Annotated in this window: 19 protein-coding genes; 5 read left to right on the top strand and 14 right to left on the bottom strand. The window is 52.3% G+C overall.

Going from position 1 to position 22532, the window contains the following annotated elements:
• Positions 1-18: 18 nt before the first annotated feature.
• Complete coding sequence (locus ABVN36_RS18840) at positions 19-864, bottom strand: MIP/aquaporin family protein (protein WP_000084285.1); 846 nt, start codon at positions 862-864, stop codon at positions 19-21.
• Between the two features lie 398 nt (positions 865-1262).
• On the opposite strand from ABVN36_RS18840, the gene zapB reads away from it, so the two are divergent.
• Positions 1263-1502, top strand: a complete 240-nt coding sequence (gene zapB, locus ABVN36_RS18845; RefSeq protein WP_000051370.1) for a septal ring assembly protein ZapB — start codon at positions 1263-1265, stop codon at positions 1500-1502.
• A gap of 221 nt (positions 1503-1723) precedes the next feature.
• Here the strand turns inward: zapB and rraA are convergent, their stop codons facing one another.
• From rraA to priA, 7 genes are all read right to left on the bottom strand, one after another.
• Positions 1724-2209 carry a ribonuclease E activity regulator RraA gene (gene rraA, locus ABVN36_RS18850; protein ID WP_000872918.1) on the bottom strand — a complete coding sequence of 162 codons (486 nt, stop codon included), beginning with the start codon at positions 2207-2209 and terminating at the stop codon, positions 1724-1726.
• 92 nt (positions 2210-2301) lie between these two features.
• Positions 2302-3231 carry a 1,4-dihydroxy-2-naphthoate polyprenyltransferase gene (menA, locus tag ABVN36_RS18855; protein ID WP_000139639.1) on the bottom strand — a complete coding sequence of 310 codons (930 nt, stop codon included), beginning with the start codon at positions 3229-3231 and terminating at the stop codon, positions 2302-2304.
• A 66-nt stretch (positions 3232-3297) separates the two neighbouring features.
• Positions 3298-4629, bottom strand: coding sequence for an HslU--HslV peptidase ATPase subunit (gene hslU / locus ABVN36_RS18860; protein ID WP_001293360.1), 1332 nt, complete (start codon positions 4627-4629; stop codon positions 3298-3300).
• Between the two features lie 9 nt (positions 4630-4638).
• Positions 4639-5169 carry an ATP-dependent protease subunit HslV gene (gene hslV, locus ABVN36_RS18865; protein ID WP_000208240.1) on the bottom strand — a complete coding sequence of 177 codons (531 nt, stop codon included), beginning with the start codon at positions 5167-5169 and terminating at the stop codon, positions 4639-4641.
• 91 nt (positions 5170-5260) lie between these two features.
• Positions 5261-6238 carry a cell division protein FtsN gene (gene ftsN, locus ABVN36_RS18870; protein ID WP_000068809.1) on the bottom strand — a complete coding sequence of 326 codons (978 nt, stop codon included), beginning with the start codon at positions 6236-6238 and terminating at the stop codon, positions 5261-5263.
• A 93-nt stretch (positions 6239-6331) separates the two neighbouring features.
• Positions 6332-7357, bottom strand: a complete 1026-nt coding sequence (gene cytR, locus ABVN36_RS18875) for a DNA-binding transcriptional regulator CytR (protein ID WP_000841337.1) — start codon at positions 7355-7357, stop codon at positions 6332-6334.
• Between the two features lie 154 nt (positions 7358-7511).
• Positions 7512-9710 carry a primosomal protein N' gene (gene priA / locus ABVN36_RS18880; protein ID WP_023138072.1) on the bottom strand — a complete coding sequence of 733 codons (2199 nt, stop codon included), beginning with the start codon at positions 9708-9710 and terminating at the stop codon, positions 7512-7514.
• 203 nt (positions 9711-9913) lie between these two features.
• Between priA and rpmE the strand changes: the two genes are divergently transcribed.
• The gene (rpmE, locus tag ABVN36_RS18885) at positions 9914-10126 is read left to right on the top strand and encodes a 50S ribosomal protein L31 (protein WP_000715284.1); all 213 of its coding nucleotides are present in this window, start codon (positions 9914-9916) and stop codon (positions 10124-10126) included.
• 44 nt (positions 10127-10170) lie between these two features.
• Here rpmE and ABVN36_RS18890 read toward each other — a convergent pair whose 3' ends face one another.
• The 3 genes from ABVN36_RS18890 to metJ form a co-directional block, all read right to left on the bottom strand.
• Positions 10171-10833: a TIGR02117 family protein gene (locus ABVN36_RS18890; RefSeq protein ID WP_000792791.1), complete on the bottom strand. Its 663-nt coding sequence runs from the start codon at positions 10831-10833 to the stop codon at positions 10171-10173.
• 200 nt (positions 10834-11033) lie between these two features.
• Entirely contained in the window at positions 11034-12824 is a 1791-nt protein-coding gene (locus tag ABVN36_RS18895) for an aryl-sulfate sulfotransferase (RefSeq protein WP_000899644.1), read from the bottom strand.
• A 457-nt stretch (positions 12825-13281) separates the two neighbouring features.
• Positions 13282-13599: a met regulon transcriptional regulator MetJ gene (metJ, locus tag ABVN36_RS18900; protein WP_000852811.1), complete on the bottom strand. Its 318-nt coding sequence runs from the start codon at positions 13597-13599 to the stop codon at positions 13282-13284.
• A 264-nt stretch (positions 13600-13863) separates the two neighbouring features.
• Between metJ and metB the strand changes: the two genes are divergently transcribed.
• Positions 13864-15024: a cystathionine gamma-synthase gene (gene metB / locus ABVN36_RS18905; protein WP_000197213.1), complete on the top strand. Its 1161-nt coding sequence runs from the start codon at positions 13864-13866 to the stop codon at positions 15022-15024.
• 2 nt (positions 15025-15026) lie between these two features.
• On the top strand, positions 15027-17459 hold the full coding sequence (metL, locus tag ABVN36_RS18910; RefSeq protein ID WP_023138073.1) for a bifunctional aspartate kinase/homoserine dehydrogenase II: 2433 nt from the start codon (positions 15027-15029) through the stop codon (positions 17457-17459).
• A 125-nt stretch (positions 17460-17584) separates the two neighbouring features.
• On the opposite strand, the gene mscS is transcribed toward metL, so the two are convergent.
• The 3 genes from mscS to ABVN36_RS18925 all read right to left on the bottom strand — a co-directional run bounded on the left by mscS (position 17585) and on the right by ABVN36_RS18925 (position 20802).
• Positions 17585-18442, bottom strand: a complete 858-nt coding sequence (mscS, locus tag ABVN36_RS18915) for a small-conductance mechanosensitive channel MscS (RefSeq protein WP_000398251.1) — start codon at positions 18440-18442, stop codon at positions 17585-17587.
• A 2-nt stretch (positions 18443-18444) separates the two neighbouring features.
• Complete coding sequence (locus ABVN36_RS18920; RefSeq protein ID WP_000406812.1) at positions 18445-19443, bottom strand: hypothetical protein; 999 nt, start codon at positions 19441-19443, stop codon at positions 18445-18447.
• A 234-nt stretch (positions 19444-19677) separates the two neighbouring features.
• Complete coding sequence (locus ABVN36_RS18925) at positions 19678-20802, bottom strand: hypothetical protein (RefSeq protein ID WP_023138074.1); 1125 nt, start codon at positions 20800-20802, stop codon at positions 19678-19680.
• 135 nt (positions 20803-20937) lie between these two features.
• On the opposite strand from ABVN36_RS18925, the gene ABVN36_RS18930 reads away from it, so the two are divergent.
• Positions 20938-22494 carry a bifunctional UDP-sugar hydrolase/5'-nucleotidase gene (locus tag ABVN36_RS18930; RefSeq protein ID WP_000865249.1) on the top strand — a complete coding sequence of 519 codons (1557 nt, stop codon included), beginning with the start codon at positions 20938-20940 and terminating at the stop codon, positions 22492-22494.
• Positions 22495-22532 lie beyond the last annotated feature (38 nt).

Genomic DNA, 22532 nt, shown 5'->3' on the forward strand with positions numbered 1-22532 from the left:
TTTTGTCCCGTAATCAGATTACAGCGAAGCATTTTGTTGTGTGGTCGCGGTGGAGTCCTTCTCTTCCACGACGCAGGTATCGCACGGCAAATGACGGCCAATAAATTTGCGATAAGCAAACGCGCCCAGAATGGCGCCGACGATGGGGCCAAACAGCGGCACCAGGAAGTAAGGAATGTCTCTACCGCCGGTAAACGCAATTTCACCCCAGCCGGCAAGCCCGGCGAACATTTTGGGGCCAAAGTCACGCGCCGGATTCATCGCAAACCCGGTCAACGGCCCCATAGAGGCACCGATAACGGCGATCAGTAAACCAATGAGCAGTGGCGCAAGCGGACCGCGAGGTACGCCGTTACCGTCGTCTGTCAGCGCCAGAATCAGCCCCATCAGAATAGCGGTAATCACCATTTCAACCGCGAAGGCCTGCACAAAATTGATATGAGGATTCGGGTAAGTTGAGAAAATGCCTGCGAGATCGAGACTTTCAACGCTGCCACGGACGATATGGTGGGTTTGTTCGAAGTCCACAAAAAGATTGTAATAAAGCCCGTAAACTAACGCCGCTGCGCAAAAGGCGCCGGCAACTTGAGAAATAATAAAAGGAACAACTTTACGTTTGTCGAAACAGGCAAATAGCCAGAGTGCGATGGTCACTGCCGGGTTCAGGTGTGCGCCAGAAACACCTGCCGTCAGGTAGATAGCCATCGCTACCCCCAGACCCCAGATGACGCTGATTTCCCACTGTCCAAAAGTAGCTCCGGCAACTTTAAGCGCAGCGACACAACCCACACCGAAAAAAATCAACAACCCGGTACCGAGGAATTCAGCAATGCACTGGCCTTTTAAGGTTGATGTTTGACTCATAATCGGATCCTGAAGAGTATGTAATGATTATTGGTATGCGAGGAGGTCATGGACATCCACGATGCCCTGTAGGCACACTGTTAATTTATCGTTAACGAGCAAAAACGAGAAATATCGAAATCAAAATGTGTGTACTGCGTCAATAAAATGAGCGTTATCGCGCCATGAGGCGCATTTTGAGACAGCAGAAGAGAGTGAATTGAATCATTTCATTAACCAATATGTTAACACTTTTAAGTTATTGAATGAATGTTACCAGGAGATGGATGAAAATTGCTGCAAACCGCGATCTACGCGGTATGTCGCTGGACAGCGAGAGCGGGGCTTCATACAATCGACACTATATATTGTGCGCGTTTACGTGAAGCGTCGCCTTGCAATTCAGGAGAGGTAAGATCATGTCTTTAGAAGTGTTTGAGAAACTGGAAGCAAAAGTACAGCAGGCGATTGACACCATCACCCTGTTACAGATGGAAATTGAAGAGCTGAAAGAAAAGAACAACAGCCTGACGCAGGAAGTGCAGTCTGCACAGCATCAACGTGAAGAACTCGAGCGTGAAAATAATTCTCTGAAGGAACAGCAGAGCGGCTGGCAGGAACGTTTGCAGGCGCTGCTTGGTCGTATGGAAGAAGTCTAATCCTCGTCATATTTCACGTTATGGCGGCGTTGGCTGCGTGCGTTCACCCCAGTCACATAGTGGCCTATGCTCCTGGGGATTCACTTACTTGCCGCCTTGCCCTGACGCGAAATCTATAGAGGATTTAGAATGCGGACACCGGTGGGCCGAATAAGGCGTAAGCTGCCATCCGGCAATCAGCGACAACGCATAAAAAAGGCGCCTTACGGCGCCTTTTTTGATCACTCGATATCAAGCGGGTCTTCGGAAAGGATAATCCCGGTGTTGTCGGCATAGAGATGATCGCCGGAGAAGAACGTCACGCCGCCGAAATTGACGCGCACATCGCTTTCCCCAATGCCTTCACCTGCGGCGCCAACCGGAATGGCGGCGATCGCCTGAATGCCGATATCCAGCTCTTCCAGATCGTCCACCTGACGCACCGCGCCATAGATAACCAGCCCTTCCCATTCATTTTGCGTGGCCAGACGCGCCAGCTCCGCATCGACTAATGCACGGCGGACAGAACCGCCGCCATCGACCAGCAGAACCCGACCACGGCCATTTTGTTCGAGCAGATCGTACAGCAACCCGTTGTCCTCGAAACATTTTACCGTGATGATTTGTCCGCCAAACGACGACCGCCCTCCAAAATTAGAGAACAGCGGTTCCACGACGTTGACATCTTCCTGATAGATGTCACAAAGCTCGGAAGTATCGTATTTCATAGGCTTAACGTTCAGTTGCTGCGAGAATTTTTAGTATATCGCGCTAAGTATACTGTTGGCAAAATCATCAATTGTTAATTGATATTTGTCAGTTAAACGGCCCACTGACTTAAGAGTATCCCAATCACAAATAACAGGTTGGTTAACAACGCGCCTTTAACGGTACGTTCAAGCATCGGGCGCATTGCCGCAGGCTCCCTTTCGCGCATTACGTAGCGCGCTTGTTTAATGAGCAAGGGCGCGGCCAGAATAAACAACCATCCCCACGGACTGTGTAGCGAGAGCAGATTAAACAGCGCCAGACAGAGCAGCGCGCCTAGCAACAGGCAGGCGTGATAACGACGCGCGTTGACATCGCCCAGTCGTACCACAAGGGTGTTTTTGCCGTTCTCTCTGTCGCTATTAATATCGCGCAGGTTATTAATATTCAGCACCGCCGTCGCCAGTAAACCGCAGGCGGTGGCCGGGAGAATCAGCGCCGGAATCAGCGTATGCGCCTGGAGATACCAGCTCCCCATGACACTTAGCCAGCCAAAGAATACCAGAACAGAGATATCACCCAGCCCGATATAGCCGTAGGGCCGATTACCCACGGTGTAGGTGATGGCGGCGATAATCGACAGTCCGCCCAAAATCAGGAAGCCGACAAAATCGGTTAACGTATGGCACGCGACCGCCACCAGCGCCAGTCCGGAGATACAGATCAGCACGACGGTAATGATTAACGCCCGCTTCATCTCCTGCCGGGTGATGACGCCTTTTTGCATCCCCCGCAGCGGCCCGATGCGATCCGGTTTATCGCTGCCTTTGACAGCGTCGCCGTAATCGTTGGCGAGGTTGGATAAAATTTGCAGCAGCCCGGCGGTGATAAGGGCCAGCAGTGCGACCAGAGGATCGAAATAGCCTTGCCACCATGCCAGGGCCGTACCGACGATAATCGCCGCGAAGGCGAGGGGTAAGGTTTTGGGTCGTAAGCTTTCCAGCCAGGCTTGGGTGCGGCTAATTTGTTGTTGTTCAGTCATATTTAGCGCCAATAAAAATGGGGCTTTTCAGCCCCATCAACAGTGATGAAAATGCATTGGACGCGATTATAAGATAAAACGGCTTAGATCTTCATCTGCGACCAGCGCATCCAGATGTTTGCTCACATATTCCGCATCAATTGTGATGTTTTGGCCGTGCAGATCGCTGGCGTTATAGGAAATCTCTTCCATCAGACGCTCCAGTACGGTATGCAGACGGCGCGCGCCGATGTTTTCGGTGGTTTCGTTAACCTGCCAGGCGGCTTCGGCAATACGTTTAATGCCGGAATCGGTGAACTCGATATTGACGCCTTCAGTTGCCATCAGCGCTTTATACTGCACGGTGACGGAGGCGTTTGGCTCGGTCAAAATGCGTTCGAAATCGCTGGTGGTCAGCGCCTGAAGTTCAACGCGAATCGGCAGGCGGCCCTGCAGTTCCGGGATCAGATCAGACGGCTTCGCCACCTGGAACGCGCCAGAGGCGATAAACAGAATATGATCCGTTTTGACCATCCCGTGTTTGGTCGAAACCGTGCAGCCTTCTACCAGCGGCAGTAAGTCGCGCTGTACGCCTTCGCGTGAAACATCCGGGCCGGAGGTTTCGCCACGCTTACAAATTTTGTCAATTTCATCGATAAACACGATGCCGTGCTGTTCAACCGCGTCGATAGCGTCCTGTTTCAGCTCTTCCGGGTTGACCAGCTTAGCAGCTTCTTCTTCAACCAACAGTTTCATCGCGTCTTTAATTTTCAGCTTACGCGGTTTCTGTTTCTGACCGCCCAGGTTCTGGAACATAGACTGCAACTGGCTGGTCATCTCTTCCATGCCCGGAGGCGCCATAATCTCTACGCCCATCGGCGCGGCGGCGAGGTTAATCTCGATCTCTTTATCGTCGAGCTGGCCTTCGCGCAGTTTTTTGCGGAACGTTTGACGGGCGGCAGAAGGCTCCTGCTGCTGTTCGGCCTGGCCCCAGTTATTTTTTGCGGGTGGGATCAGCACGTCGAGAATACGTTCTTCCGCCAACTCTTCCGCACGATAGCGATTTTTCTCGATAGCCTGTACGCGAACCATTTTCACCGCGGCATCGGTCAGATCGCGGATGATAGAGTCCACTTCTTTCCCGACATAGCCCACTTCGGTGAATTTGGTGGCTTCGACTTTAATGAACGGCGCGTTGGCGAGTTTTGCCAGACGACGGGCGATTTCGGTTTTACCGACGCCGGTCGGGCCAATCATCAGAATATTTTTCGGCGTTACTTCGTGGCGCAGCTCTTCATCAAGCTGCATACGACGCCAGCGGTTACGCAATGCAATTGCCACGGAACGCTTTGCGTTATCCTGGCCGATAATGTGTTTGTTCAGTTCGCTGACAATTTCGCGTGGGGTCATTTCAGACATGAGAGGTCCTTACGCTTTGGCGGTCAATTCTTCAATGGTGTGGAAATGGTTGGTGTAAATGCAGATATCGCCTGCAATATCCAACGCCTTTTCAGCAATTTCGCGCGCGCCGAGCTCGGTATTTTCCAACAGAGCGCGAGCGGCAGCCTGGGCATAAGGACCGCCGGAGCCGATAGCAATTAAATCGTTTTCAGGTTGCACGACATCGCCGTTACCCGTGATGATGAGCGAGGCGGTTTCATCCGCGACGGCCAGCAACGCTTCCAGTTTGCGTAGCATACGGTCGGTACGCCAGTCTTTCGCCAGTTCAACGGCGGCTTTGACCAGGTGCCCCTGATGCATTTCCAGTTTACGTTCAAACAGCTCGAACAGCGTGAATGCATCCGCAGTACCGCCCGCAAAGCCCGCAATGACCTTGTCGTTGTAGAGGCGGCGGACTTTCTTCACGTTGCCTTTCATTACTGTGTTACCCAGTGTGGCCTGACCATCACCGGCGATTACCACGTGGCCGTTACGGCGTACGCTTACTATTGTTGTCACGAGCAGACCCCTTGGTTACTAATGCTGAATTGCGGCCCCGTACGGCGTACGGGGCATAATGCAAGTATAGATGGGGGAGATTTTGAGGGTTTCAACCCCCAGTGGCGAGTCGAATGCAGTTTGTATGGCCCGCCATCTTCAGACGGTTAATGGTGCTGTCGGCATTTTCTTTACCTTTCACCGGCCCGATAACCACGCGATTCCAGCCGTTATTGGTGGTAATTTTGGAGTCAAAGCCTTCAAACGCCAGCTGAGCGCGGACGCTTTCTGCCTGCTCGGCGCCTTTGAATGAACCACATTGCACCATCCAGCGACGTTCATCTTTTTTCTCTGCTGTCGCCTTCGGCGCTTCAGGCGCGCGCGTAATGGGCGCGGCTTTTGGCGCTGCCGCGCTGGTATGCGCCGGCGTTTGCAGCAAATCCTGATAAGGTTGCTGCGAGGCCGTCTGCTTCGGCGGCTGACTTTGGCGCGCGGGTTGCGCCGGGGCGGACTGTACCGTGCGCGTTTGCGGCTGTTCGTTTACCCGCGGCTGCGTACGTGGTTGCTGAACAGGCTGCGTTTGAGCCCACTGCTGCTGCTGCTGCGCCTGACGCTGGCGCTGTAGCGTTTGCTGGCGTTGTTCTGGCGTCTGCTCGTTCCACGGCACTTCGTTAAGTTGCGTTGGCTGCTGACGCATATCCGCCTGCATCTGCTCCAGGAGTTGACGCTGTTCGCTGGTGAGCTGATTCGGATTCATGACTTCGCCGCCGGCGGACGGTTCCGTTGGCGTACGCACGCCCGGCTGGCGACTTTCCAGCTCTTTGATGTAACGCCAGCGCTCTTCCGGTTTTGGCGGAAGCCCATTGCCGGTGACTTTCTGGTTTTGTAGCGTTTCGGACTCTTCTTTCTTATGGTGAGTAATGAAGTACAGACCGCCGATAAAGGTCACAAGGACGGCTGCCGCAATCGCGACCATTGCCGGCGAGACGGCAGGCATGTTGCTTTGCTTCTTCCGTGAGTTCCGTGAGGTGCTCTTTTTGCGCCGCGAAGGAGCCGGTTGGCCGCGACGTACATAATCTCGTTGTGCCACTATCGTTTCGCTGTATTTATTCGTTCGTCAGCCCGTCATGTTACTGAAGCGGCGGGCCTTTGACCAGACAGGTGAGTCTTAAAGCTATTTACTTTAGGGTAAAGCGCGCGTAGAACCGCGAATAATCAGCTCGCAATCCATTAAACGCGAGCCGCTGCTCACATTTTGCCCCTGCATCTGATCGAGCAACAGCAGCATCGCCTCGCGACCAATGTCAAAACGCGGCTGCGCCACGGTTGTCAACGGAGGGTCGCAAAACTCGGCCAGCGCGATATTGTCAAAGCCGATAATCGACAGATCGTCAGGCACTTTCAGACCCTGGCGCTTGGCCCAGGAGAGGGCGCCCAGCGCCATTACGTCGCTATGACAAAAGACGGCGGTAGGCGGCAACGGTTGCTCAAGCAACTGCTTTAATGCGTTTGCCCCGGCTTCAAAGGTAAAGTCGCCACGGGCGATGTAATGCGGATCGACCACAATGCCACTGCGTCTTAATGCCTGTACGTAACCTTGTAAGCGATAGTGACAGAGCGGCATATCTTCCGGCCCCGCAATACAACCAATCCGCTTGTGGCCCAAATCCAACAGGTAGTTCATGGCATTGAACGCGGCGGTCAGGTTATCGATATGTACCGTCGGCAGTTCAAGCTCCGGCGCGAACTCATTCGACATCACCATCGGAGGCAAATTGCGCTGCTCCTCAACGCTGGCGTCAAAGGGCAGTCGGGAACTGAGAAGTACCATGCCGTCGATCTGTTTGGTGATGATGAGATTAAGAAAGGTTTTTTCTTTCTGGTTTTGATGGGCGCAATCGCCAATCAGCACCAGATACCCCTGTTCTGCCGCGGTCACTTCGATACCGCGGATAATTTCACTGAAGAAGGGATCGCAAATATCCGGGACAATCACCAAAATCGTACGGGATTCATTGCGTTTTACATTTCGCCCCATCGACTGCGGGAAATAACCCACTTCAAGCGCGGCCTGTTCAACCCGGCTACGGGTCGACTGGGAGACTTTATCGGGGTTCATTAACGCGCGGGATACGGTTGCCGTAGAGACTTTCGCCTTCAACGCAACATCCTTCATCGTAGCGGCAGTAACCTGCTTGTTCGATTTCACTCTTTCTCCTCGCCTGGGAACTGCTGGCGCAGATCTATCCCTGGTAACACTCATCGAAAACATTTTTATCAGATAGTGCGTGGAAGCGGTTACAGAATTTTCATAAAAAGTGTGATGGATCTTTAATTTTACGATCCGCCTCGCATCGTGAGGACTATCCTTCAATCGGATCGACGTCCAGAACCCATTTAACTTTCCGCGCTTCAGGGAGCGTATTGATCAACGCCAGCGTGCCGCTGATGATGTGTTGCAGGCGAATCCGTGAAGGATGCTGAAGTAAAATTTGCCAGCGATAGCGGCCGCCGCGTTTTGGCGCGAGGGCCGGAACCGGACCTAAGATCCACAGCTTATCGTCTGATAGCGGGCTGGCCTGAATCAGATTACGCAACTGCTGGAGAAAGACGGGCGCCTGCTGATTGTTGTGATCCTCTGCGCGAATAATGACGTGGCTGGTCCACGGCGGAAGCTGGAGCGTTTGCCGTTCCGCCAGCGCCTGCTCCGCAAACGCATCATAGCCTTTATACAGTAACGTTTGCAGCAGGGGATGCTCAGGATGGTGCGTTTGGAGCACCACTTCGCCCTGTTTGCCCGCGCGCCCGGCGCGGCCGGAAACCTGAGTGTAGAGCTGGGCGAAGCGTTCCGCCGAACGAAAATCTGCGGAAAAAAGCGCGCCATCGACGTCCAGCAACGCCACCAGCGTGACGTCCGGAAAGTGATGGCCTTTCGCCAGCATTTGTGTGCCTATCAGAATGCGCGCTCCGCCGCGGTGAACTTCCGCCAGATGCTGCTCCAGCGCGCCTTTACGACTGGTGGTATCACGGTCGATTCGTGAGATCGGCACGCCGGGGAAGAAGGGCACCAGCACCTGCTCCAGCTGTTCCGTCCCTAACCCAACCGGTAGCATATGTGTGGAGCCGCAGGAGGGGCACTGACGCGGTACCGGACGTTGGCTGTCGCAGTGATGACAGCGTAAATGATGCTGCGCCTGGTGCAGCGTGTAGTAGTGATCGCAACGCGGGCACTCCGCAATCCAGCCGCAGTCGTGGCAAAGCAGCGCGGGCGCGAATCCCCGGCGGTTAAGAAATAAAATTACCTGATTGTCGGCCTGGAGATGTTGGCGCATACGGGCGATAAGGGCGGGCGCCAGTCCCGCCTGAAGACGCTGGCCTTTTAAATCCAGCACATGCTGCAGGGCTGGGCGGGCGTTGCCTGCGCGCCGCGTCAGACGCAGCATCCGGTATTTTTTCTGCCGCACGTTGCATAGCGTTTCCAGGGCTGGGGTGGCGGAGCCGAGAATAATCGGGATCTGCTCGCTATGGGCGCGATACACAGCCAAATCGCGGGCATGGTAGCGCCACCCTTCCTGCTGTTTATAAGAGCTGTCGTGCTCTTCGTCGATGACAATTACGCCAAGATTTTTAAACGGCGTAAACAGCGAGGAGCGCGTGCCGATGACAATCGCCGCTTCGCCGTTTTTCGCTTTCAGCCATGCCGAAAGACGCTCGCTGTCGTTTAGCCCGGAATGCAGCACTTCCACCGGCGCGTTAAAACGTTCGCGAAAACGGGCGATCGTTTGCGGCGTCAGGCCGATTTCCGGCACCATCACCAGCGCCTGTTTGCCCTGGGCGAGGACGTTTTCCAGCACGCTCAGATACACTTCGGTCTTGCCGGAACCGGTTACGCCTGCCAGCAACCAGGCGGAGAAACCGTCCGACGCGCTGTGAATCGCGCCGACTGCTGTCGCCTGTTCGGTATTCAGCCGCAGGCGCTCTCCTGCGACGGCGTAATGCTCCCGCCAGTCGGTAAACGCGGGCGTTTCACTGGCAAGCTCACAAAGCCCCTTACGCCGCAGCGTTTGCAGCGTGGCGTCAGTAAAATCAAGCTCGGCTACCTGATAGCGCCAGATCTTTCCTTGCCGCAGCGCCGCCAGCGCCTGTTGTTGTTTGGCGGAGCGTTTCAGGCTGTTGATGTCGACGGCTTGCCCCTCTTCGGTGGCGAACCAATACCATAGGGGCGCGTTGCTGGCTGGTTTTCCCTGACGCAGTAAAACCGGCAGAGCGTGAAACAGAACGTCGCCGAGGGGATGGTGGTAGTAATCCGCCGCCCAGAGGAGTAAGCGCCAGATGGAGGGAGAAAAGATTGGCTCGTTATCCAGGATTTCAATGACCGATTTTAATTCATCGAGCGGCAATTCGCTGTGGTCGCTAACCGAGACGACAATGCCCACGCGCTCTTGCTGCTTGCCGAACGGCACGCGCACGCGGCACCCGGCTTTGGCGACCCCGCCTTCCGGCAGCAGGTAATCAAAGGTTCGGGGAAGCGGAACGGGCAAGGCAACGTGCGCGACGGACATAGCATCTTCCTGACTTGAAATTTCGTCGGGTAGTATACACATTACGATAAGGGAGCGCGGATCAGTTTGCATACGGTGGTCAAATTCTGTATGATTCGCCGCCTTTGGTGCGTGTTGTGAGCATCAAACCCTTTACTATTAACTTCGCGTGGTGTCTGGCGTTAGGGCTGGAAGAGCGACGCGGCCTTACACTGAGGTTCCCCATGAAAAAAGGTATTCACCCGAATTACGTAGAAATTACTGCAACCTGTTCTTGCGGTAATGTTATCAAAACCCACTCTACCGTGGGTCACGACCTGAACCTGGACGTGTGCGGCAAATGCCACCCGTTCTTCACTGGTAAGCAGCGTGTTGTTGATACCGGTGGTCGTGTTGAGCGCTTCAACAAGCGCTTCAGCATCCCTGGCAGCAAATAAGTTACCGCCAGAAAAAAAAGCGCCGCAGGGCGCTTTTTTGTTTTCTAGGGATAACAGTATTTGTTCAGACACATTCTGTGATCCGTAATCGCTTTCATTACGCTTCCTGCCGTGAGTTTTAACGAAGGATTTATAGTCAGTCCCGCGCTTTCCAGCCCCTTCGCTGTCCATTTATTGCAGGTATTGAGTATGCCGTAGCGGCCATTCGCGGCGTAAAACTGGCTATCGCCGTAAATTCCTTGTTTTAACGGAATCAGATTACCCTCTGCGTCACGCGCAAAGCTGCGGCCCAGATAACGCATCAGACTGTTACGCTGGTTTGTGTGCAGGAGCAGTGATTTTATCTCGCTACCGGCGAAATAGCGTTCTGGTTTACCGGAAAAGGCGACGATGTGCATAACCGCGCCGGATGACCAGAACATGGCCTGGAGCGTAAGCGCGGTGGTGATTTCTTGTGACTGATAAAAGCCCTTATCGCCCCAGCCGATTTCATACCACTGCGTCTCCTGAGCGAACCGTTTTTTAAGCTGTGGCAGAACGGTATTAACATCATGGGCCGGCGCAATAATTCCCGTGTGCCAGCCATGACTGACGATATAGATTTCCGTCGGGGAGGGATGTCCGCCTGTCGTAGGTTTTACGGCTTGTGGAAAGGTTGTGCAGCCATATAGCAATAAACTTAACCAGGCGATAAAGAGATTTTTCATGACATATCACCAGCAAAGGCGCGGTATGTTGTGGCGTTTGTCTAATGACGCTGCGCTTATCGGGTCGGTGCCGGATTGGTAATTCATTGATATTTTTGCATTCCTCTTCGAGGGTAATAAAGCGAATGTCATAACTACAATACGTTTTAACCATTCAGGCGGAAGTTAGCTTCCGCCTGTTTTACTTTTACTATCTCGCTTTATTTTTTAAACATCTGCTCTGGATCGATAATCAGCGCCCGATAACCCAGCATACCGGCACGGTTACTGTGTACTTTTAGCTCCAGCATCACATCCTGAGTACCGTCTTTGACTTCATCCAGAACGGAAACGATCGGTTTTGTACCGCTCATTCCCGCTGTAGCCGAGTACATGAACATCGTTTTGGTTTCCGGGCGATATTCCGTGACGGAAGTAATAGCGCTGTACCAGTCAAAACCGCGCTCTTTACCATATTCCCACATTTGGGAAACCGTCATATTTTTTTCGTCAATCTGATATTCCACGCCGCGGGAATATTTCATTGACGGCATGGCCGGTTGTTCCATGCCGCGCGCATCGCCGTTATCAAAGGCGGTCACGACGGTTTTACCTCCGGTGCTTTTGGATGGCACTAACCAACCGGTATGTTGTGTCCATGTCCAGTCAAATCCACCGTCGCAGTGGTGCGCTTCGCAGGTTAGTGGTTTACCGTTGCTGTCTACGGGTTTCAGCACTTTTTTCGCCAGTTCGCCTTTCCAGCCGGATGGATCGGAAAGTATCCATTTCACTTTTTTATCGCGACCAATTTTGATGATGGCAGACTGGTGGCGCGAGCTAATGATAATGCTGTCGTCGCGAGGATCGTAGCTGACGGAGTTAACATGCGCCCAGTTGCGGCCCGGGCCGGAGCCCGCGATATCGCCGAAGGGTTGTTTTGCAAGCTGCTCTTTGGTCATGACCTGACCGGAATGTTCGGCATCGACGCTCAAACATACCGCTCCCTGATCCATCGCCAGAATAACGTCGTCACGATAGGGGTCGAGGATTTTTGGCAGATCCCAGTAATCGACGGTATCGCCGTTCTGGTCAACTTCAAGAATATGATCACGCACCGTATTGATGGTGTATTTACCATTTAATGGATAATTTTCTTTTGCGACACGCAGCAGGTAGGTGCCTTTCGGCGTTTCGGTAATGGCGTGCGAAAAATCAATAAATCCTTTTGGTAGTCGTTTATCGGAAATAACGCGGCCTAAGAAATCATATTTAAAGTAACGTTGACCCTGGCCAAAAATAAGATTGCCATCGTTAACCTGATGGAAGCTCATCATGGAACCAAAGCGCGTTATATCATCCTGGTTACGGAATTTATCAATATTCATATAGCCGCGAACATCGCCATTCGTATCGCTAATCCAGTTGATACCGGTATAATCCCAGTTCGCCGCGCCGCCTGCGACATGCATAATGTGGCCGGCTCTTGGCATCCCTGTTATATGGTTAAAAAGATATAAGCGATTTTTAAGCGAGCTATCGACTTTAACCGGTTCTACCGTAGGAAGAACGGCAGTTTGCCCGGTAGTAGAGGGTAATGATACCGGTGCGGCGTAAATGGACCACGTATAAGTTTGTTTTTTACCTTCTTCAGTCCAGTCAACTTTAACTTTATTGACATAATCTGGATACAAGCCAAATACAGGTATGCCGTCATGGGTATTTATAGCCTGCGGGCCGACATCATAACTGATCGGGATACCTTTTTCCCCTTTCCCTAAAACGGTAACCTTCACGTTCTGTACATTATGATTGGCTTTATTAATGATTGCTGTTAATGGGAAAACGCCGCCGTAGGGGGCGACATCGACCATACCTAATGGCCCCTCATGGACTGGAATGACATCTGCTGATGCGACCATTGGCCTGTTTGGGTCTAAAACACCTGAGGCCAAAACGCTGCCGCTCAAACACAGGCAGCATAATACAGGTAAGACTTTCCTTGTAAATAACATATTTATTTCCCCATTCGATATTATCGATAAAATGAATGTATATTAACCTTCTTATTTATCGGAGATGAAAAAACATTTAAAAAAGTAAAACAATCCGCGGAGGGGAATAATGATGTTGGTCACAAATATGAGGTGTCCATGGTCTTTTTAACAATACTTATCGTTATACTATTTGTTCAGTAAATATATGGCGGTGTATTATTATTCATGTACGCTTTGCTACGTGAAACATTAAATAAATATTGGAAGTTTAAATATAATAAAATTATATCGGTTATGGCATGTCGGGAATTTTTTTTCAGGAAAGTAACGAAGAGAAACTTATCATGTCTGACAAATTTATCCACCGAGGGCTATTCGGGAAGATGAACGGTTAGAAAAATGTCGGAGATAGCCGTGTACAGGGGGAATCGTTAAAAAAGCGCGGCCAGAGGCGTTCTGACCGCATGCTTTGCTATCAGTATTCCCACGTTTCCGGGTCAATCCCCATCTCACGCATGATCTCTTTTGCCGCTTCCGGGATTTCATCGCTGCGCTCTTTTCGCAGATCGGCATCATCCGGCAAGGGTTGCCCGGTAAAGGCGTGCAGAAATGCTTCACACAACAGCTCGCTGTTGGTGGCGTGGCGCAGGTTGTTCACCTGACGACGCGTACGTTCATCGGTGAGGATTTTTAACACCTTCAGAGGAATGGAAACCGTAATTTTTTTGACTTGCTCACTCTTCTTACCGTGCTCAGCGTATGGGCTGATATATTCGCCGCTCCATTCAGCCATGAGATACTTAATCCTCTTCGTCATTAATATTGAGGTCTGAACCTGAGCCCGGACCATAATCGCGCGTAGTTTACCGTAGTGGCGCGGCCCTGACACGAAGTTAGCGGTCGCAGATGTGCGCTAATGCATATAATTTTAACGGCTATTTGCGGTTTGCTCAATCTATACGCAAAGAAGTTTAGATGTCCAGATGTATTGACGTCTATTGTGGTAGTGGTTAATCTGTGGCCTGACTTTCACCGACTCAGCCAGGAATATCTTCATATGACGCGTAAACAGGCCACTATCGCAGTGCGTAGCGGATTAAACGACGACGAGCAATACGGCTGCGTTGTGCCGCCGATCCATCTCTCCAGCACCTATAACTTTACCGGTTTCAATGAGCCGCGCGCGCATGATTATTCCCGCCGCGGTAATCCCACGCGTGATGTTGTTCAGCGCGCATTAGCGGAACTGGAAGGCGGCGCGGGCGCGGTATTGACGAATACCGGCATGTCGGCGATTCATCTGGTCACCACCGTTTTCCTCAAGCCGGGCGATCTGCTGGTCGCGCCGCATGATTGCTACGGCGGCAGTTATCGTCTGTTTGACAGTCTGGCGACACGCGGCTGTTATCGTGTGCGGTTTGTCGATCAGGGCGATGAACGCGCCTTACAGGCGGCGCTGGAAGAAAAACCGAAGCTGGTACTGGTAGAAAGTCCAAGTAATCCATTGTTACGCGTGGTGGATATTGCGAAAATCTGTCGGCTGGCGCGCGAGGCGGGCGCAGTGAGCGTCGTTGATAACACGTTTTTAAGCCCGGCGCTGCAAAATCCGCTGGCGTTGGGTGCCGATCTGGTGTTGCATTCATGCACGAAATATCTCAATGGTCATTCGGATGTTGTGGCCGGCGTGGTGATTGCTAAAGATCCGGAAATGGTCACTGAACTGGCGTGGTGGGCGAATAATATTGGCGTGACCGGCGGGGCGTTTGATAGCTATCTGCTGCTGCGCGGTTTGCGAACTCTGGTGCCGCGTATGGAGCTGGCGCAGCGCAACGCGCAGGCGATTGTGAAATATCTGCAAACCCAGCCGTTGGTGAAAAAACTGTATCACCCGTCGCTGCCGGAAAATCAGGGGCATGAAATTGCCGCGCGCCAGCAAAAAGGCTTTGGCGCAATGTTGAGTTTTGAACTGGATGGGGATGAGGAGACGCTGCGTCGTTTTCTGGGCGGGCTGTCGCTGTTTACGCTGGCGGAATCTTTAGGGGGAGTGGAAAGTTTGATCTCTCACGCCGCCACCATGACGCATGCCGGTATGTCGCCGCAGGCGCGTGCCGCCGCCGGGATCTCCGAAACGCTACTGCGTATCTCCACCGGTATTGAAGATGGCGAAGATTTAATTGCCGACCTGGAAAATGGCTTCCGGGCTGCAAACAAGGGGTAAACATGAGTGTGATTGCGCAGGCAGGGGCGAAAGGTCGTCAACTGCATAAATTTGGCGGCAGTAGTCTGGCGGATGTGAAGTGTTACCTGCGTGTCGCAGGCATTATGGCGGAGTATTCGCAGCCTGACGATATGATGGTAGTGTCCGCCGCAGGCAGTACCACCAACCAGTTGATTAGCTGGCTCAAGTTAAGCCAGACCGATCGCCTTTCTGCGCATCAGGTATTACAGACGTTACGCCGCTACCAGTGCGATCTGATTAGCGGGCTGCTTCCCGCCGACGTGGCAGATGACTTAACCAGCGCTTTTATCAGCGATCTGGAACGTCTTGCCGCCTTGCTCGACGGCGGCGTAACGGATGCCGTCTATGCCGAGATTGTCGGACACGGCGAAATTTGGTCGGCGAGATTGATGTCCGCCGTCCTGAATCAGCAGGGGCTGGATGCCGCCTGGCTGGACGCGCGCGCATTTTTACGCGCCGAACGCGCCGCACAGCCGCAGGTTGATGAAGGGCTATCTTATCCTTTATTGCAACAGCTACTGGCGCAGCATCCTGGCAAACGTCTGGTCGTGACCGGGTTTATCAGCCGCAATCACGACGGCGAAACGGTCCTGTTAGGTCGGAACGGTTCCGACTATTCCGCCACGCAAATCGGCGCGCTGGCGGGCGTTTCCCGCGTGACCATCTGGAGCGATGTCGCGGGCGTTTATAGCGCCGACCCGCGCAAAGTGAAAGATGCCTGCCTGCTGCCGTTGCTGCGTCTGGACGAAGCCAGCGAGCTGGCGCGTCTGGCGGCGCCTGTTCTGCACGCCCGCACGCTACAGCCAGTGTCCGGCAGCGATATCGATTTGCAGTTGCGCTGTAGCTACACGCCGGATCAAGGGTCAACCCGAATTGAACGAGTGCTGGCTTCCGGGACGGGCGCGCGTATCGTGACCAGTCACGATGATATCTGTCTGATTGAGTTTCAGGTGCCTGCCAGCCAGGATTTCAGGCTGGCGCATAAAGAGCTCGACCACATTTTAAAACGGGCGCAGGTGCGTCCGCTGGCGGTGGGCGTGCATCGCGATCGCCAGTTATTACAGTTCTGCTATACCGCCGAGGTAGCGGATAGCGTACTGAAACTCCTCGACGATGTCGGGCTGCCGGGCGAATTGCGCCTGCGGCAGGGGCTGGCGCTGGTGGCGATGGTCGGTGCGGGCGTCACTCGCAATCCGCTACACTGCCATCGCTTCTGGCAGCAGCTTAAAGGTCAGCCAGTGGAATTTACCTGGCAGTCGGAGGAGGGCATCAGTCTGGTGGCGGTGCTGCGTACCGGCCCGACTGAGAGCCTGATTCAGGGGCTGCACCAGTCTGTTTTCCGCGCCGAAAAACGCATTGGCCTGATGCTGTTCGGTAAGGGGAACATCGGCTCCCGTTGGCTGGAACTATTTGCCCGTGAACAAAGCACGCTTTCCGCGCGTACTGGTTTTGAATTTGTGCTGGCGGGCGTGGTGGATAGCCGCCGTAGCCTGTTGAATTATGAAGGGCTGGACGCCAGCCGCGCGCTGGCATTCTTTGATGATGAAGCCGTTGAGCAGGACGAAGAGTCGCTATTCCTGTGGATGCGTGCGCATCCGTATGATGATTTAGTGGTGCTGGATGTGACAGCAAGCGAGCAACTGGCCGATCAGTACCTTGATTTCGCCAGCCACGGTTTTCATGTGATTAGCGCCAATAAACTGGCGGGCGCAAGCGCCAGCGATAAGTATCGCCAGATTCATGACGCGTTTGAAAAAACCGGGCGTTACTGGCTGTATAACGCCACCGTGGGCGCGGGGTTGCCGATCAACCACACGGTGCGGGATCTGATTGACAGCGGCGATACGATTCTCTCGATCAGCGGGATCTTCTCCGGGACGCTATCCTGGCTGTTCCTGCAATTTGACGGCACGGTGCCGTTTACCGATCTGGTGGATCAGGCCTGGCAGCAGGGGCTGACGGAACCCGATCCGCGCGTCGATCTTTCCGGAAAAGATGTCATGCGTAAGCTGGTGATTCTGGCGCGCGAGGCGGGATACGACATCGAGCCGGATCAGGTGCGTGTAGAATCGTTGGTGCCGGCGCATTGTGAAGAAGGGTCTATCGATCACTTTTTCGAAAACGGCGACGCGCTGAATGAACAGATGGTGCAGCGTCTGGAGGCAGCCCGCGAACTGGGGCTGGTGTTGCGTTACGTGGCGCGTTTCGACGCCAATGGCAAAGCGCGCGTCGGCGTTGAAGCGGTGCGTCCGGAACATCCGCTGGCGGCGCTGCTGCCGTGCGATAATGTCTTTGCTATTGAAAGCCGCTGGTATCGCGATAACCCGCTGGTGATCCGTGGGCCGGGCGCGGGTCGCGATGTGACCGCCGGGGCGATTCAGTCGGATATCAACCGCCTGGCGCAGTTGCTGTAATAAAGGCAATTTCGTGAGCGAAGCGCCGGGTTGCGCTTCGCTCCCTCATCAATACGTTTCAATACGTTATGCAGTCATTCTGTAGATACTGATATACGAAGCGCCATCCGATTGCTGACGAAACATTATGGCGTGATGCTTTTTACATTCTCAACCCGGACATCCATCCGGGGGTAAGGAATATTGATGCCGTTTTCATCCATCGCTTCCTTGATATTTTCCAGAAGATCGTAGTAAGTACTCCAGTACTGAGCGTTGGGCACCCATACGCGAACATAGAAATTCAGGCTAGAGGGCGCAAGTTCGCCCAGGCGGACCGTAATATCGCGGGTTTTATCAATGCGATGATCTTGTTCAATAATACGATGTATCACGCTTTTTACGTCAGCAATACGGCTTTGGTAATCCACGCCAATAATCAGATCAATACGTCGATAGGGGTGTCGTGAATAGTTGATAATATTATCAGCAATAATTTTACCATTCGGGATGACAACTTCTTTGCTATCCGCAGTGAGCAGAGTGGTGGAGAAAATATGGACCTTTTCTACTGTGCCGATAACCAGGCCAATTTGTACAATTTCCCCGGCGCGGAAAGGGCGCAGGGAGACAAGCAGTACGCCTGCGGCAAAGTTGGAAAGTGACCCTTGCAGCGCCAGGCCAATGGCTAAACCCGCCGCGCCGATAACGGCAATAATTGAGGAGGTTTCTATACCGACACGGCCAAGAGCGGCTACTGCCGTGAAAGCTATCGTGATGTAGCGAACCAGCGCGGAGAAAAAGTGGACAATAGTGGCATCCACTTGCCGCCTGAGAAGTAATTTTTCCAGCCCCCTCGATAGTAAGCGAGCTATTAACTTACCGATGAAAAGTAGAATGATGGCGGCAACAACATTCCAGCCAAAATGAATTACCGAGTCACTGTGCTCGGCCATCCATTTGATCGCGCCTTTAATTTTTGGAAATAACTCAAAACCTTCCATGTTTATCCTCTGTCAGCAGTATCCGCGGTATTAGCAGTAATAAAACGGTTCATTTTTGCCTGGATAATCGCCGCGCCGACGGGTGGCAGCAGTAACGCCCAGAATAGTGTCCAGCCGGTTCGTATTCCGCCATCTTCGTTTTTATTCGCCAGCAGAGCGCGGATTTCATCGCTAAGCGTCAGACACAATATGGCTGTGCCAAACGGCATAATTGCTGACAGCCATCCCGCGCCACATGCGGTCATGAGTCGGGGCGAAGGCGCCACAAATTGCATTTCCCGGTGAATTCTGAAGAACCAATAAATAATATAAAATGGAATGAAAAAGGCTAATAATGCGACGACAAGGGGTTCTGCGCACTCAGGTCGCTGGGTTGATGAGAACCTTTTGGGCGGTGCAATATAGAAAAGTTCTTTTTTGAGCGGTAATAGTAGCAAAAGCGCGATAACCGCTAAAGTAATTACGATTATTCCTATATAAGGAATTGAGTATATAAATATAGACAGATAGCCAGCGATGATAAATTTGAACAGTAAGCAGAGGCTAAATAAAATAACAAATGTCTGAGCACTGCCGATAGCGCTGAAAAGCAGCATGGGGACTAACAGCGTTATGATCCCCACACCCAGATTAATTAAAAACTGCGCTATGATAAGCCTGACTACGTCAGACGGGCCATTTATGCAGAAGGAACAGACCACGCCAATGATTAACAGGAGCGCAACAAAGTAGAAGGGGTAACAATTTTTTATACGGCAGACAAACCAGCTGGCAACCATACCCAGGAGGTATCCCAGTTGGCCGCCAACGAGAATGGCGCCAATACGATCGGCTGGAATAGACAGAGATTTACTCCAAAAATAAACACCATACGACGATCCCAGCGAACCGATAAAAGAGAGCACCAAAAAGAAAAAAGTGATCCCCCAGAATCGATAGCTACTCAGGAGATCGGCGCAGGTCCATTTTTTATCTGACATTGACGGTAAAGTAATTTCCATATTTATCCCTTGTTTTCCATAGAAAATAAGAATGTATAGAACTATTTAAATTGATAATAAATATTGATTATGTGAATAACGTTTATAGCCGATTTTAACTTAAAACGAAGGGCCATTTTATCAAATAGTTCTATTCTTTTTCAGCGTATAAAAGCAGGATGTGAGGTGATTAAATCTATAGCGCCTTCTGAATGATAATCTGTGATTTTTTATGCGTGGCATTACATCATTGGGTTAAATGTGATTCCATTGTGAGTTATATTTTTCCGTCAGCAAATACAGAATTTGCGTGACGCGTTTGGCGGAATAGTGGGCGCTTTGCTGGAATTCAGGTTGTTGCCATAGCCAGGTAACAAAGCGGCGACTGGCCGCCAGATTAACGGCGACACCTTGTTCTAAGTGGGAACCGGTTAACGAACAGACCATTTTGCGGTTGTGACCTTGCCCCCAGAGTTGCCACTGATTTTGCCACCATCCCTGCCATGTTTTGCCTAACAGTTGCCACTCTGCGCGGCAATCGTCATCGTTTATCTCTTCCTCAACGAACCACAGCGAGGAGAGACGCTGGCGAAACCGCTCCGCCCATGCCGTAATGACCGCGCCGCGCAAAAAACACTCATGGGCAATGATGTGTGTCGTGACATCAGGAAAGCGGTTTTTCAGCACCCGAAAATGACCATGCGCCGTAATGACCGGGCGAAGTATTGTCCCTTGCGCGTTCCGTTTAAGCGCCGCCGAGCCATACTGAATCTCATCGAACTGGCTGCGCTGTAAAAATTGCCGTTCTTTAATGGCGATACGGTGAATAATATCGCCATCCTCACCCTCGGGCGGCGCAATTCCTTTCCAGTGGTAATGCAAACTCTTTCCGGCAGAAAGTAACGTGAAATTGCTGGAAAGGTGAAGAATATTGCCGCGAACAGCGTCAAAACTGAATAAAAAGTACAATTGTTGGAAGGCATTCGCTCCCTGAAACGGTACGAGCAGCGGAATACTGCAAATCTGTTCCGGCGTTTCGGCGACATTCAGCGCGTGCTGTTTTGGCGTCCAGACCTTCTTACAGTACTGGCACTGAAGTCGCTGCGTTCCGCCGGGATTACGTCCATAACGAATCCATGTTTTTTGATAGCAGTCGGGGCAAAAGTGACCATGCTCTTTGGCATATTGCGCGATATAAGCAGACGCCCAGCGGCGAAATTCCACCTCGTTGAAGAGCGGCGGATAACTGCCGCAGGCTCGACAATGCAATGCCGGATAACCCAGGCGATAGTCCGGCCACACATAATCCGGCGAGTCAGGCAGCCCAAGATTGCGACAACCAGCGCTTTTGCAGGCATTAATGGTAAACAGAGGCGGCATACATTTTACCAACGATTTTGGCAGGTCGTTGATTCTGCCTTCATAAAACGGTACGCGGGTGTGAGGACTCTCACATAAAAAAACCTTTCAGAACGTAACGTAGCGAATCTTTATATGACTGAAAGGGACTTATTTATGAAAGTAAAACTGCTTGCTGCCGGTATTTTGTTCACGCTGCCGTTCTGGGCCTGCGCCAAAGATGTCACCATTATTTACACCAACGATCTACACGCCCATGTGGAGCCTTATAAAGTGCCGTGGATTGCTGACGGTAAACGCGATATTGGCGGTTGGGCCAATATCACCACGTTGGTGAAGCAGGAAAAAGCCAAAAATAAGGCGACGTGGTTTTTTGATGCCGGAGATTACTTTACCGGACCGTATATCAGCAGCCTGACGAAGGGTAAAGCGATTATCGATATTTTGAATACCATGCAGTATGACGCTGCCACTATCGGTAATCATGAGTTCGATCATGGCTGGGACAATACATTGTTGCAACTGAGCCGGGCGAAATTCCCTATCGTACAGGGCAATATTTTTTATGAGGACAGCAGTAAATCCTTCTGGGATAAGCCGTACACCATTGTTGAAAAAGATGGCGTCAAGATTGGCGTGATCGGCTTACACGGTGTTTTTGCTTTTAATGATACGGTTTCTGCCGCGACGCGCGTGGGCATTGAGGCACGCGATGAAATTAAGTGGCTGCAACGTTACATTGATGAACTTAAAGGTAAAGTCGATCTGACCGTCGCGCTGATTCACGAAGGCACCCCGGCCCGCCAGTCCAGCATGGGAAATACCGATGTGCGACGCGCGCTGGATAAAGATATTCAGACCGCAAGTCAGGTAAAAGGGCTGGATATTTTGATTACCGGCCACGCGCATGTCGGTACGCCGGAACCGATTAAAGTCGGTAATACGCTGATCCTCTCAACGGACAGCGGCGGTATTGATGTGGGTAAACTGGTGCTGGATTACAAAGAGAAACCACACCACTTTACGGTGAAGAACTTCGAGCTGAAGACCATTTTTGCTGATGAGTGGAAGCCCGATCCGCAAACGAAACAGGTGATCGACGGCTGGAACAAAAAGCTCGATAAAGTCGTGCAGCAAACGGTGGCCCAGTCGCCGGTCGAGTTAACGCGCGCGTATGGCGAATCGTCGTCGCTGGGGAATCTGGCGGCGGATGCGCTGCTTTTTACGGCGGGGAAAGACACCCAGTTAGCGCTTACTAACTCTGGCGGTATCCGCAACGAAATCCCGGCTGGCGCGGTGACGATGGGGGCGGTAATCAGTACCTTCCCGTTCCCTAATGAACTGGTCACGATGGATTTAACCGGTAAACAATTGCGCAGCCTGATGGAGCATGGCGCTGGATTAAGCAACGGCGTATTGCAGGTGTCTAAAGGGCTGGAGATGAAGTATGACAGCAGCAAACCTATCGGCCAGCGGGTTACCGTGCTGACGCTCAATGGCAAGCCGATTGACGATGCTACGGTTTATCACATCGCTACCAATAGCTTCCTTGCCGACGGCGGCGACGGTTTTGCGGCGTTCACGGAAGGCCAGGCGCGGAACACCTCCGGCGGCTACTATGTGTCGAATGCGATAGTTGATTACTTTAAGGCGGGCAACACCATCACGGATGAGCAGCTCAAAGGGATGCGCGTTGCGGATGTGAAGAAGTAATTTCCCCTGCCGCGGCGCGTTCAGTGTCGCGGCGTGAC

The sequence above is a fragment of the Salmonella sp. SJTUF15581 genome (genome assembly GCF_043356775.1).
In the GTDB taxonomy this organism is placed as follows: domain Bacteria; phylum Pseudomonadota; class Gammaproteobacteria; order Enterobacterales; family Enterobacteriaceae; genus Salmonella; species Salmonella enterica.

Coding starts and splice junctions, on each gene's coding strand:
- ABVN36_RS18840 (WP_000084285.1), bottom strand. CDS start 864: ATGAGTCAAACATCAACCTTAAAAGGCCAGTGCATTGCTGAATTCCTC.
- zapB (WP_000051370.1), top strand. CDS start 1,263: ATGTCTTTAGAAGTGTTTGAGAAACTGGAAGCAAAAGTACAGCAGGCG.
- rraA (WP_000872918.1), bottom strand. CDS start 2,209: ATGAAATACGATACTTCCGAGCTTTGTGACATCTATCAGGAAGATGTC.
- menA (WP_000139639.1), bottom strand. CDS start 3,231: ATGACTGAACAACAACAAATTAGCCGCACCCAAGCCTGGCTGGAAAGC.
- hslU (WP_001293360.1), bottom strand. CDS start 4,629: ATGTCTGAAATGACCCCACGCGAAATTGTCAGCGAACTGAACAAACAC.
- priA (WP_023138072.1), bottom strand. CDS start 9,710: ATGTCCGTCGCGCACGTTGCCTTGCCCGTTCCGCTTCCCCGAACCTTT.
- rpmE (WP_000715284.1), top strand. CDS start 9,914: ATGAAAAAAGGTATTCACCCGAATTACGTAGAAATTACTGCAACCTGT.
- ABVN36_RS18890 (WP_000792791.1), bottom strand. CDS start 10,833: ATGAAAAATCTCTTTATCGCCTGGTTAAGTTTATTGCTATATGGCTGC.
- ABVN36_RS18895 (WP_000899644.1), bottom strand. CDS start 12,824: ATGTTATTTACAAGGAAAGTCTTACCTGTATTATGCTGCCTGTGTTTG.
- metJ (WP_000852811.1), bottom strand. CDS start 13,599: ATGGCTGAATGGAGCGGCGAATATATCAGCCCATACGCTGAGCACGGT.
- metB (WP_000197213.1), top strand. CDS start 13,864: ATGACGCGTAAACAGGCCACTATCGCAGTGCGTAGCGGATTAAACGAC.
- metL (WP_023138073.1), top strand. CDS start 15,027: ATGAGTGTGATTGCGCAGGCAGGGGCGAAAGGTCGTCAACTGCATAAA.
- mscS (WP_000398251.1), bottom strand. CDS start 18,442: ATGGAAGGTTTTGAGTTATTTCCAAAAATTAAAGGCGCGATCAAATGG.
- ABVN36_RS18920 (WP_000406812.1), bottom strand. CDS start 19,443: ATGGAAATTACTTTACCGTCAATGTCAGATAAAAAATGGACCTGCGCC.
- ABVN36_RS18925 (WP_023138074.1), bottom strand. CDS start 20,802: ATGCCGCCTCTGTTTACCATTAATGCCTGCAAAAGCGCTGGTTGTCGC.
- ABVN36_RS18930 (WP_000865249.1), top strand. CDS start 20,938: ATGAAAGTAAAACTGCTTGCTGCCGGTATTTTGTTCACGCTGCCGTTC.